The 13128-nt window shown below is 71.5% G+C and carries 6 protein-coding genes; all 6 read left to right on the top strand.

Features of this window, described 5'->3' with window-relative positions:
- Positions 1 to 10 precede the first annotated feature (10 nt).
- The 6 genes from O1W71_RS00140 (at position 11) to O1W71_RS00115 (ending at position 13099) form a co-directional block, all read left to right on the top strand.
- Complete coding sequence (locus O1W71_RS00140; protein WP_269266051.1) at positions 11 to 1057, top strand: FHA domain-containing protein; 1047 nt, start codon at positions 11 to 13, stop codon at positions 1055 to 1057.
- Positions 1058 to 1163: 106 nt separating this feature from the next.
- Positions 1164 to 2315, top strand: coding sequence for a serine/threonine-protein kinase (locus O1W71_RS00135; protein WP_269266050.1), 1152 nt, complete (start codon positions 1164 to 1166; stop codon positions 2313 to 2315).
- Position 2316: 1 nt separating this feature from the next.
- The gene (locus O1W71_RS00130; protein WP_269266049.1) at positions 2317 to 8259 is read left to right on the top strand and encodes an Ig-like domain-containing protein; all 5943 of its coding nucleotides are present in this window, start codon (positions 2317 to 2319) and stop codon (positions 8257 to 8259) included.
- 30 nt (positions 8260 to 8289) lie between these two features.
- The gene (locus O1W71_RS00125) at positions 8290 to 9255 is read left to right on the top strand and encodes an AAA family ATPase (protein WP_269266048.1); all 966 of its coding nucleotides are present in this window, start codon (positions 8290 to 8292) and stop codon (positions 9253 to 9255) included.
- The gene (locus O1W71_RS00120; RefSeq protein WP_269266047.1) at positions 9252 to 10607 is read left to right on the top strand and encodes a DUF58 domain-containing protein; all 1356 of its coding nucleotides are present in this window, start codon (positions 9252 to 9254) and stop codon (positions 10605 to 10607) included. Before O1W71_RS00125 ends, O1W71_RS00120 begins: the two co-directional genes overlap by 4 nt.
- Positions 10604 to 13099, top strand: coding sequence for a transglutaminase domain-containing protein (locus O1W71_RS00115; protein WP_269266046.1), 2496 nt, complete (start codon positions 10604 to 10606; stop codon positions 13097 to 13099). The genes O1W71_RS00120 and O1W71_RS00115 overlap by 4 nt, the downstream gene beginning before the upstream one ends.
- Positions 13100 to 13128 lie beyond the last annotated feature (29 nt).

The raw sequence follows: 13128 nt of genomic DNA, 5'->3' as shown, positions 1-13128 counted from the left end.
GGCTAGGCGCGTGTTCCGCTACCCGACGCCCGACGACACCCGCGGCGCGGGGTTCGCGATGGTCACCGATCGCTTCGCCCTGCTGCTCGGTCCGGGTGCCGGCGAGGCGCTCGCCGCTGCGGTGTGGGAGGCGATGACGGGAAGGGATGCCGCGTTCGAGGACGTCCTCTCGGCGATCGCGGCCGTCGGCATCGGAGCCCTGCCCGATTTCGCCCTCGTCGAGGTCGTCGACGCCGGATCGAGCGCGGTCTCGGTCGCCGTCCGCGGCGCGGCCACGATCGACCTGCACGGTCCGCAGCGCAGCAGCTATGCCGGAACCGGCGTCGGGACGTGGGTCGAGGGATCGGCTCAGCACGTGGCCGGCATCTCGCTCGGGCTCGGCACCGAGCCCGGTCGCTCACTGCTCCCGATTGGTCGGGGCGTCGTCCGCACCGACGCCCTCGAATGGGGCGCGACCGCACGCGCCGCCGTCGCGGCGATCCCGGCTTCCGCCGCATCCTCCGCGGCCCCCGTTGCCGCGCTCGAAGACGCCGACCCGCTCGAGACCGTCGCCGTCGACCGACGCGCGCTGACCCCGCCCTTCGGGCCGCGACGGCGCCCGCAGCCCGAACCCGAGCCCGAACTGGTATCGGAACCGGAGTCACCTCGGGAGGCGGAGGTCGACGACAGCACCGTCCTCGGGTCCCGCCGCGCCCCCGCACCCGTAGCCGACGCACCCGCATCCCACCGGTATGTCCTGCGTCTCGAGCCCGGCGGCGACTACCCGCTCGACCGCCCCATCGTGCTGGGGAGGGCGCCCCGTGCGGCGCAGCATCCCGGCGCCCGGATCGTTGCCGTGCCCTCGCCACGCAAGGAGGTGTCGGGAACTCACGTGGAGGTCCGGCTCGACGATGGCGCGCTCGTCGTGCGCGACCTCGGCTCGACCAACGGCACCATCGTGCGCGACGCTTCGGGGGAAGCCGGCCTGCTGCGGAGCGGCGCTGCCTCGCGCGTCTCCCCCGGGGCCGTGCTCGATCTCGGCGACGGGATCCGCGCGACTTTCGAGTCGCTCTCGTGAGGCGACGACAAGCGATTTCCCGGCCCGACCTCGGTGTGTTAGAAAAATCTCACCGGATTCGGATTCCGGGGGACGATGACATCGTGCCCCCGTTGACAGGGGGTGCATGACTGTGGCGTCGAGACTGCCCTCCGCGCCGCCCGGTCTTGCGGGATTCACCTACGTCCGCCCCCTCGGAACCGGTGGGTTCGCCGATGTCTTCCTCTTCGAGCAGAACCTCCCGCGCCGTCCTGTCGCCGTGAAGGTGCTCCTCGAGGACATCGTCGACGAGAGCCTGCTCCGCATGTTCAATGCCGAAGCCGACGTGATGGCGCGTCTGAGCTCGCATCCCTCGATCCTGACCATCTACGAGGCCTCGATCTCCTCCGATGGTCGGCCCTACATCGTGATGGAGTACTGCCCCACCTCCCTCACCAATCGCTACCGCCGCGAGGTGATCCCGGTCGCGGAGGTGCTGCAGCTCGGCGTGAAGATCGGCTCGGCGCTCGAGACCGCGCACCGTTCCGGACTGCTCCACCGCGACATCAAGCCGTCCAACATCCTCATCACGACCTTCGGCACTCCGGTGCTGTCGGACTTCGGCATCGCCGCCGCCATCTCGGGCCGTTCCGATGGCGACGAGGTGTTCGCGATGTCGGTGCCCTGGAGTGCTCCTGAGATCATCGACGAGCGCATCTCGGGCTCGGTGACGGCCGAGGTCTGGGGGCTCGGGGCGACGCTGTACTCACTCCTCGCCGTCCGCAGCCCGTTCGAGCGTGCCGGCAGCGGCCAGAACAGCCGCGAGCAGCTGAAGTCGCGCATCCGGAAAGCGTCGTACACACCGATCGGCCGCGGCGACGTGCCCGAGCGCCTGGAACAGGTCCTCGCACGCGCGATGAGTCGCGATCCGGGTGCGCGGCACGCCACGGCAGCCGACCTCGCCCACGACCTGCAGCTCGTCCAGCACGAACTCGGACTCCCGCACACTCCGATGGAGGTCGCCGTCGACGAGTGGGCCGCGGCTGGCGCCAGCGTCGACTTCGCCGATGACCGTGCGCGCGGACCCGTCCGTCCGTCGGTGGCATACGAGTCGCGTCGCCCGGCGCGGGCAGCAAAGGCGGTCGACCGTCGCCCCGATGAGGGAACGATCCTCGCCGGGGCCGAGCCGACCCGCCGTCTCGGCACCGCCGCGCGGGTCGCGCTGATCGCCGGCGGCGCTCTGCTGGTGGCCGGAGCCGGAGCGGCGACGACGCTCCTCATCGTCGGCGGAGGGTTCTGAGATGGCGCGGCGCGAGAGCACACGACCCCGCGTGCGCCGGAGCACCTGGATCGCCGCGGGCGCGGTGACGGCGGTCCTCGCGGTCACGGCGACCCTGGCGGTCGTGTGGCCCGGATACGACGCGCAGCAGACGCCGCCCGACGACCCGACCGTGTGGGCGCTGCAGAACGGCGCCGGCAGCGGATACGCCCGTGTCAACCTCGAGCTCGGCGAGATCGACACCGTGAAGCAAGTCGACAACGGCAGTGCGGTCGCGCAGACGACGGACCGCCTATTCGTCTACAGCGACGGAGCCTCCCAGTTCTCCGATGTCGACATGGGACGCCCCGCCGACCTCACGGACGACGCGGAGGACGCCTTCACCCCGACGCCTCCGGGAACCGCCGACATCGCCGTGACCGGCGACGCGATCGCGTACCGGACGGACGCCGGCGCCGTGTTCGGGTCGAGCCTGTCCGGCGGCGGCGAAGGCATCCCGATCGATCCGTACGCCGACGCCGAGGTGCCCGAGGGCGAGGAGCGGCCCCGCTTCGTCGCCACCGCCGTCGCCGTCGACGCGGCAGGCGTGGTGTATGCCTATTCGGCCGACGAGGGTCGTGTGGTCCGCGCCGACTCACGCACGGGCAGCATCCTCGGCGAAGACACCGGACCGGCGGAGCTCGAGACGGCGCAGCTCAGTGTCGTCGGAACCCGCTGGGTGCTCCTCGACGAAGCGACCGGCGACGTCTGGCTGCGCGGCCGCGACGAGCCCATCACGACCGACCTCGCCACCGGCGCGCGGCTGCAGGATGCCGCTCCCGAGGGAGACCGGGCTTACGTCGCCGACGCCGAGGGCGTCGTGGCCGTCGACATCTCCGGCGGCACCGCATCGCGGGTGCTCGACCGCCCCGGCGCCGGCACCCCGGCCAAGCCGGCCGTGCTCGACACGACGGTGTACGCCGCGTGGCTCGGCGACGGTGAATCCGCCGGCTCGCTGTGGTCGAGCGCCGATCCCGGCGCCGTGACCGACCTGGATTACCGGGGCGCTGACATCGGCGACAACGTCGACCCGGCATTCGTCGGCAACGGCACCAGGCTCGCACTCAACGATCGCCGCTCCGGCTGGGTGTGGAACGTCCCGGACGGGGCCCTCATCGCATCGTCGCAGCAGTGGGACCTTGATCGCCAAGTCGAGGTCGAGCAGCAGGATGATGCCACCTCGGAGCGCGTGGTCGACCCCAAGCCGCCGGTGGCCGTCGACGACGCGTTCGGCGTCCGCGCCGGCTCGGTGACGCTCCTGCCCGTCCTGCTCAACGACCACGACCCGAACGAGGACGTGCTGAGCATCGACCCGGCCTCGCTCGAGAACCTCGATCCGGCATTCGGCACGGCCTCCATCACGGGCGCGCAGCAGCAGCTGACGGTCGCGGTCTCCCCCGAGGCCGCCGGCACGGCGACACTCCGCTACCGCGTGACCGACGGCACCGCCGCCGACGGCCTGCTCTCCGAGGTCGCCACCGTCACCCTCACGGTCGTCCCCGACGATCAGAACAGCCCGCCGGTGTGGTGCGGCGTCGAGGGATGCCTCGCGACGTGGCCATCGCTCACGGTGGCTCCCGGCGGAACCGTCTCAGCGGAGCTGCTCGAGGGCTGGGTCGATCCGGAGGGCGATCCGGTCTTCCTCGCCGGCGCGACCAACGACACCGGCGTGGGAACCGTGACGACGTCGCCCGAGGGGACGCTCACTTACCAGCATCCCGATCCCAACACGACGGAGGGATTGGCCGTGACCATCACGGTCACGGTCTCCGACGCGCGCGGAGCGACGGTGACGCAGCCGCTCACGATCACCGTGACCCCGACGCCCGAGCTCACCGCTGAGTCGTTCGCCGTTACGGGAGTCGTCGGTGAGCCCCTGGATGTGTCCGTGGCGCCGTACGTCACCGGCGCCGCCGGGCCGGTCTCCCTCACCGGCGTCGTCCCGCTCAACGAGGCGCAGACGACGGCGGCGGCGAACCCTGCCGCCCTCAGCATGGTCGTGAGCGCCTCGGCCCCCGGTTCGTATCTTGTGCAGTACAACGTGCGGGATTCGCTGACCGAGGCGACCGCGATGGTGCGCGTCACGATGCTCGCGCCCGAATCCGCGGGCATCACGACCCCGCCTCTCACGGCGTTCGTGCGGCCGAACGAGGACGCGACCATCGACGTCGCCTCGGCGGTGTCGAACCCCGCCGGTTCGGTGCTGCTGCTCAGCGACATCCGCCCCGAGAGCGATCCCTTCGCATCACTGGGCGTCGACCTGGTCGGGCAGAGCCTGCTGCGGGTCAGCGGGACGACCGACTCGGGAGAGCCGGGGCGCCTCGGCGTCGTGCGGTACACCGTCTCGGACGGGACCGGCAGTGCAGCCGCGACAGCCCAGGGCGAGCTCACGGTGGTCCTGCTGCCCTCGGCCAGTGCCGAGCCTCCCATTGCCGTCGACGATGCTGTGACGGTGCGAGCGGGCACACAGATCGACATCCCCGTGCTCGCGAACGACACCGCCCCGTCGGGCGCGCTCATCGCGATCGACCCGTCGTCGATCGTGAACGAGACCGGCGGCGGACTCGCCTTCGCCACCAGCCGCCTGCTGCGCTACCTCGCGCCCGAGCAGGCCGGGACGTACGCGCTGACCTACACGGTCTTCCGGCTGGGCTTCCCCGAGGTCACCGATACGGCGCGCGTGACGGTCACGGTCGTGGGCGACGAGTCGAACCAGGCTCCGCTCCCGCGCACGCTCGTCGGCCGTGTCCTCAGCGGGCAATCGATCAGCATCCCCCTCGACGGTTACGCAGTCGACCCCGACGGCGACCCGGTCGTGCTCGATCGGATCGTCGCGCAGCCCGAGCAGGGGTCGGCGACGATCTCCGCAGACGGCTCGGCCATCATCTACACGAGCCCGGACGGCTTCAGCGGTCAGGTCAGGTTCCCGTACGCCGTCCGCGACCCCAGCGGTGCAACCGGCACGGCGGACGTTCGCGTCGGTGTCATCGACACGCAGACCGACCCGAGCCCGGTCACCTACAGCGACTACCTCCAGGTGCAGGTCGGCGCCGAGAGCACGGCGGTCGTGCGGCCCACCGACAACGACATCGACCCCGCGGGGAGTGACCTCGAGCTGATCGACGTCGCCCCCAACGCTCAAGAAGGCTCGACCGAGTACGAGACCCTGCAGAGCCTGATCGGAACCGTGGAGAACGGCGCCGTGACGCTGCGGGCCGGCGACGTGCTCGGCACCTTCTCGTACACCTACACCGTGAGGAACGAGCGCGGCGACACCGCCATCGGACTGATCGTCGTCAAGACGGTGCGTGAGCCGGTGCCCGACTATCCCGTCGTACGCGACACCGTGCTGACGCTCGAGAACCGTGAGGACTTCCCGCAGGGCGTCGATGTCCTCGATGGCCAGGTGTCGTGGAACACCGGCGATGTCTCGGGCCTGCGTCTCTCGCTCTGGGGCGAACCGACGGATCTCGACGTCGACGGCTGGAAGATCTCGGGTGAGCTGCCCGAGCGATCACGCCTCATCCCCTTCGAGGTGACCGGAACCGCCTTCGACGGCACCGAGGTCACGTCCTACGGATTCCTCCGCGTGCCCGGTGAGGCCGACGTCCGGCTCGCGCTGCGTGAAGGCTTCCCGCCCCTGCAGGTGCGCGAGAAGGAGAGCGTTGAGGTCGACCTCGCCGACGCGGTGCGCGTGCCCCGCGGCGCGACCCTGGTCATCGACGACGGCATCCGCACGGGCGGCGCGCGCGGCGAAGCCGTCTGCAGCGTCGTATCGGGCACCACGATCCGGTACGCCGCGGGCGCCGGTGCGCCGTGGACCGACAGCTGTATCGTGCCCGCTCGGCTGAGCACGCAAGAGGACCCGACCTTCCTCACGCTCCGCGTGACCGTCGAGGCCGAGATCCCGCAGCCGACTCTGCGGAGCGCGTCGCTGACCGTCAGCCCGGGGTCGACGCAGACCTACGACCTCGCGCAGATGGTGCAGTGGGCCGGCCGCGCCGACTGGGACTCGGTCCGCTACGCCGGTTCGTACGGCGGAGACCAGTTCACCGTCACGGTCGACGGAAACACGGCGACGGTGACGGCAGCGGATGCCGCGCGCCCCGGTCGCCAGGAACCCGTCGCGATCTCGCTCCCGAGCCACTCCGACGCCGCACCGGCGAATCTCCTCCTGACCGTCGGTCCGGCACCGTCGACGCTCCCCAAGGGCGGGTCGGCGGTGCAGACCTGCTCGCAGTCCGGCGGCGCGACTTCGTGCACGATCGAAGTGATCGGCGGCGCCGGCGAGGTCAATCCCCTGCCCGGCACTCCCCTGCGGCTCGTCGGCGCCAGCGGCCCCGGCAACTGCACCGGGGTGTCCTTCTCCCGGGCGAGCGACACCGCGGTGCGCGCGACGTGGAGCGCGGATGCACCGGGAGCGGCCGAGTGCACGGGGAGTTTCACCGTCGAAGACGCGCAGGGGCGGCAGTCCAGCGGTGCGCGCAACGGACAGGTCATCCTCGACCTGCAGGGCCTTCCGGCGAACCCCGCCCGCATGGAGTGGACCGCGTACACCGGCGACTCGGTGAGCCTGCGTGTGACCTCCGATGGCGGCTCCTACCCCGCAGTCCAGGGCTACCGCATCACGGCAGACGGTCGCGAGGTCGCCACCTGCCCGGCATCCGGGTCGTGCTCGCCGATCTCGGCGCCCGTCGGCGAGAAGATCACGTACGAGGCCCGCGCGTACAGCTCGGTCGGCGAATCGCGATCGACCGTCCGCGCGCAGGCCTGGTCCTACCGCCCGCCGGCACAGCCCGCGGGATCGTCGTTCGAGCCGATGCCCAACGGCCGCGACGGCGGACGCGCGACCATCACCGTGACGGGACTGGATGCCACCACCGGCAGCGTCCGTCTGACGGGCGGGCGCGCCGGATCGCACACGCGTCCCGTCGTCGGCGGCACCGCGACCTTCACCAACTACGACGTCGGATCGAACTCGGCGACCACTCTCACCGCGACGCCGCTGACGACCTTCGACCTGCCGCCGATCGCGGCGGGCTCGAGCGAAGGGCAGTCGCGCGCGGTGACCGCCCACGGCGTCGGCGCTCCGGGCCTGACCCTGTCGGAGACCAACACGTCGAACTCGATGCGCGTGACCGCATCGGTGTCGGCCAACGGCGACGGGACGCAGACCCTCATCGGGTTCAGCGACGTCTCGGCCGACGCGTGCGTCCCCACCGGTTCGGCCACGAGCCAGCAGTTCGAGGCGCAGGCGTTCAAACGCAAGACGGTGTGGGCGTGCGCGGAGCACACGTTCAACGGCAAGCGGGGCTTCGGGGTCACCGGCGCCGAGATCTCGGCGCGTCCCGTCGGCAACGTCGAGGCGCCCGCGGGAATGACGTTCCGGGTGTCGTCCACGGCGAGCGGAAACGCTCAGAGCGGCTACACCTACGCCCTGCAGGGCACGCACAGCGATCCCGGCGCCAAGCCCTTCGACGACGCCCGACTCGTCTACTACGTCAACGGCAACCGGCGCGACTCGTTCTCGCCGGAGTTCAACCGTCCCGACGATCAGTGGACGGCCAAGTGGTGCGACAGCTTCCTCGGGTTCGACAACAACTGCTCCGACCCGATCGCGATCTCGCCCTCCTCCGGGAGCGCGTCGAGCCCCGTCTCTGTGGCGATCCAGAACCCCCCGACGTGCCGGAGCACGGACAAAGCGGCTGCCCCCTGGGACCCCCGCTGGACCGGCCTCTCGTACGAGGTCACGTCGCAGATCGGCGGCGCCGCCGAGGCGATCACGCACGTGGACTACACCGTGACCTGGACCGGCAAGCTATCGCCGCTGGAGCCGATCACCGTGCGCCAGACCTGCGAGCAGATCGCCGCACCGGAACCGACTCCCACCGACCCCGCCGGCGGTGCCGGCGACGGCACCCCCTGACCCCGCCGCACGGCGAAGCGAGAGGACCCCATGAGCATCACACCGGAGCAGACCGCCTGGTTCCAGGAGACGTTCGCGACGCTCGTCGACAACGTCGAGAAGGTCGTCCTCGGCAAGCGGCATGTCATCGAGCTCGCGTTCACCGCGATGGTCTCCGAGGGGCACCTGCTGCTGGAGGACTACCCCGGCACCGGCAAGACCTCGCTCGCCCGGGCCATGGGGCAGACCGTGCAGGGCACGAGCAGCCGCATCCAGTTCACCCCCGACCTGCTGCCCGGCGATGTCACCGGCATCACGGTCTACGACCAGAGCCGCGGCGAGTTCGAGTTCCACCAGGGCCCGATCTTCGCCAACGTCGTGCTCGCCGACGAGATCAACCGCGCCTCGCCCAAGACGCAGTCCGCACTGCTGGAGGTCATGGAAGAGGGCCAGGTCACCGTCGACGGCGTCAGCCGCCGGGTGGGTGTGCCCTTCCTCGTCGTCGCGACGCAGAACCCCGTCGAGCAGGCGGGCACCTACCGGCTGCCGGAGGCACAGCTCGACCGCTTCCTGATGAAGACGACGCTCGGATATCCCGACCACGCGGCAACGGTGCGCATCCTCGAGGGTGCTGCCGAGACCCGCCGCGAGGTCTCCCCCGTCATCACCCCCCAGGGCGTCGTGAGCATGGCCGACATCGCGCGCGGGGTCTACCTCGACGCGCTCGTGCTCGACTACATCGCCCGTCTGATCGAGGCCACCCGCCTCGCCACCGAAGTGCGCCTCGGGGTGAGCGTCCGCGGCGCGATCGCGCTGACGAAGGCGGCGAAGACCTGGGCGATCGCCCACGGTCGCAGCTACGTCACGCCCGACGACGTGAAGGCCCTCGCCGAGCCGGTGCTCGCGCACCGGCTGATCCTCGACCCCGAGGCCGAGTTCGACGGCGTGACGGCCGGCGCCGTCATCGGGCAGGTGCTCCTCGACACGGTGCCGCCCAGCCAGAGAGAGACCGTGTGAGCTTCGACACCGAGTCCCGCCTCACCCGCACCTCCTTCTCGGAGGGCACGGGTTTCGCGCGCACGCGGTTCGGCACGACCGGCCGCACCACCGTGCTCGCGGTGCGCGGCGTGCAATCGTGGCGGCGTCTGCGACGCGCAGCGACGGCCACGGCGCGATGGATCTCCGAGACGGTCACGGTGGCCGGGTGGCTCATGGTCATCACCGCTGTCGTCGGGCTCGGTGTCGGACTGCCGCTCGGTCTCATGGAGCTCGCCGCCGCCGGTGTGGCCGCCCTCGTGCTCCTCGCACTGTCGGTGCCCTTCCTCTTCAGCGCACGCGCCTACCAGGTCGACCTGCAGCTCGAGCACGACCGGGTCGTCGCCGGAACGCAGGTCGAGGGGACGCTCGTCGTGACCAACGTCGGCACAGCGCCCGCCCTGCCCGGTCGCATCGACGTCCCGGTGGGCGACGGCATCGTCGATGTGCACGTTCCCCTGCTGCGCCACGGACACACCCACACCGAACAGGTCGTGGTGCCGACGCACCGGCGCGGCATCATCACGGTCGGCCCCGCTCGCACCGTGCGGGGCGACCCCCTCGGCATCCTCAAGCGGGAGGGGACGTGGGACGACGTGCACACGCTCTACATCCACCCCGTCACCACCACGCTGCGCAGCACCACGACCGGTTACATCCGCGATCTCGAGGGCAGCGCGTCGCGCACCGTCGTCGACGCGGACTTCTCCTTCCATGCCATCCGGCCGTATGTCGCCGGTGACTCGCAGCGCCAGATCCACTGGAAGTCGACGGCGAAGACCGGCACCCTCATGGTGCGCCAGTACGAGGAGACCCGGCGCAGTCGTATGGTCATCGCCCTCGCGGTCGGTGACGACGAGTACGCCTCCGACGACGAGTTCGAGCTCGCCGTCAGCGCCGCCGCCTCACTCGGCATCCGCGGCATCCGCGACGGCCGCGACGTCGACGTCGTCGTCGGCGGCGAGGTGCCCGAGTTCGCACGTCGGCGCATCCGCACCATCCGCGAGCTCACCACCATCACGACCCGCACGCTGCTCGACGACCTCGCCGGGCTCGACCGCATCGAGCATGTCAGCCCCCTGCGCGATGCCGCGTCGCTCGCTGCGGAGAGTCACCCCGACGTGTCGATCGCGTTCCTCGTCTGCGGCTCGACCCTGACCGCCGCGCAGCTGCAGTCCGCCGCGCTGGCGTTTCCCGCCGACGTGGGCGTCATCGCGGTGACCTGCGCGCTCGAGGCCGAACCCGGCTTCCGAACCCTCGGAGCGATGTCGGTGCTCTCCATCGGGCTTCTCGACGACCTCCGTCAGCTGCTGTCGCGGGCGGCGCAGTCGTGAGCGCCCCGGCACGGCGCGACCTGAGGGCTCGACGCACCCCCCGAACCGCGTGGCGATTCCTCATCGCGCAAGCCGCGGTCCTCCTGCTCGTGATCTCCGTGGGCGCTCTCGCGGCCTGGCCGATCTATCGCAGCGCCGCGTTCGTCATCGTCGTCGTCGCCGCGATGCTCGCGGGGACGGCCCTCGCAGCAGCCGGCCTGCGCTGGCGCCTGAACGGCTGGTGGCTCGCGCTCGCGACGATCGCGACGTACGTCGTCCTCGGCCTCCCGCTCGCGGCCCCCGGCTCGCTCGGCTCGGTGTCTCAGGCCCTTCAGGGACTGCGGGGAGTCGTGACGGCCCCGGTCACCGGATGGAAGGACCTGCTGACGCTCGAGCTGCCGCTCGGCAGCTACCAGGCGACACTCGCACCGGCCTTTCTGGTCTTCCTCGCTGTGACGGTGCTCGCCCTCTCGATCGCATGGCGGGGCGGACGATGGTGGCCGCTGGCCGTCGTCACGACACTCCTCCCGACCGTCTTCGGAATCGCCTTCGGCGCCACCGCACCGATGCCGGGCCTGAGTGTCGGGCCGGTGTCGCTGAGCCGGGAGGCGCTGGTCGGAATGGCTGCGCTCGTGATGGCTCTCGTCGCGATCGTGTGGCGCACCACGGCGGATCGCCGACGCGCGATAGCGGCCGCGACGGCCGCGACGGGGGTGCGGAGCGGAAACCGCCCCTTCCGAGGGCTCGCCGGCCGCGCCGCGACCGCGGCGGGAATGGTCGCCGTCGGGCTGGTCGCGGCGACCGTCGTCGCGCCGTGGGCGCTCGCCGGCACCTCGCGCGACGTTCTGCGAGCCGAGGTCGACCCGCGACTCGAGATCGCCGCCGAGCTGAGCCCCCTCGGGCAGTACCGCACCTGGTTTGGCGACGACCGGTTCGACCAGACGATGTTCCGCGTGGCCGCGCCGGCGGGTGTCGATCGCGTGCGCCTGGCCACGCTGCCGTACTACGACGGCCGCTCGGCGCGGGTCGTCGACCCCGCCGCAGCGCCGGGCGACACGCGCTCCTCCTTCACCCGGGTCCCGTCGGCGCTGCCTGCCGATCCCGGCTCCGCGGCCGGTGCGGGACGCATCGTCATCGAGGGGTGGGACGAGGTCTGGATGCCGACGCTCGGCGCCGTCGCCTCGGTCGACTTCGACGGCACGGATGCCGCAACCCTCGGCGACGGCTTCTACTACAACGCCGAGACGGCCGCGGGCGTCCAGCTGGCCGCGCCGGGGCTCGCGCCCGGGGCGGAGTACCGACTGGGCACCGCGTATCGCGAGGATCCGCCGACTCTCGGCTCGCTCGAGCCGGCACGGTCGGGCCCCACCCTCGGCGAGGATGTCGTGCCCGAGACTCTCGTGCGGTGGGTGGACGAGCACGCGAGCGGGTCCGGAGGCGCCGGCCTCGAACAGCTCGTGGAGCTGCTGCGCGCGCGGGGCTTCCTCAGCCATGCGCTCACGATCGATCCGGCGGCACCGCCGGCGTGGACTGCCGAGCTGGGCGACTACGCGTTCCAGCCGAGCCGGGCCGGGCACTCCACCGATCGCATCGACCAGCTCTTCGCGGATCTCCTCGCGCGCGAGGACGAGGTGGGCGGTGACGACGACGCGGCGCTGGTCGCCGCGGTCGGCGACGACGAGCAGTTCGCCGTGGCGGCGATGATGATCGCCGATCGGCTCGGCTTCGACGCCCGGATCGTCATGGGCGCGCGGCTGGATTCGACCGACGACACGCTCGCGACCTGTGACGAGGGGGTCTGTGCGGCGGGCGACATCTCAGCCTGGCTGGAGGTGCGCGGCGTCGGCCCCGAGTGGGTTGCCGTCGACGTCACTCCCCAGCACGCGGTGTTCCCCTCTCCCGATACGCAGCAGCGGCAGGACCCGAAGATCCCGACCGACGTGCGGCAGGAGCAGGCCGAGACGGTGCAGCCCGCCGACGCGAATCCGAGCGACGGCGGGCGGAGTCCGAACGACGATTCCGCGACCTCGCAGGACCTCACCGCCCTGTGGACGGCGCTTCGCATCGGCGGGGTCTCGCTGCTCGTCCTGCTGCTGCTCTTCGGACCGTTCGTGCTCATCGTGCTGGTCAAGCTCGCGCGGCGCAGGGGACGCCGCGCGAGCACCGACCCCGTCGCGCGGTTCACCGGCGGCTGGCAGGAGTTCGTCGATTCCGCGGTCGACCACGGCCTCCCCGGCCCCGGCTCACGGACGCGGCACGAGCTCGTCACGGCGTACGGCGGAGCAGCCGAGCTGGCGACGCTCGCGGACCGTTCGGTGTTCGATGTCGCGCCGCCCGATGAGGACGACGCCGAACGCTTCTGGCGGATCGTCGAGTCGGAGCGCTCGCGGCTCGACGAGGGGCTGAGCTTCTGGGCTCGGCTCCGCGCGCGGGTGTCGCTGCGTTCGCTGATGCGACGGGAACGTCGCATCGGCCGTACGCAACGACTGCCGCGCAGCCGACGGGATCGATAAGGTGGCACGCGGCACGCGCGGGATGCACC

The organism is Microbacterium sp. H37-C3 (assembly GCF_027157935.1).
Classification (GTDB): domain Bacteria; phylum Actinomycetota; class Actinomycetes; order Actinomycetales; family Microbacteriaceae; genus Microbacterium; species Microbacterium plantarum.
The sequence above is the reverse complement of the archived record's forward strand: the minus strand, read 5'-3'. Positions and strand labels throughout refer to the sequence as shown.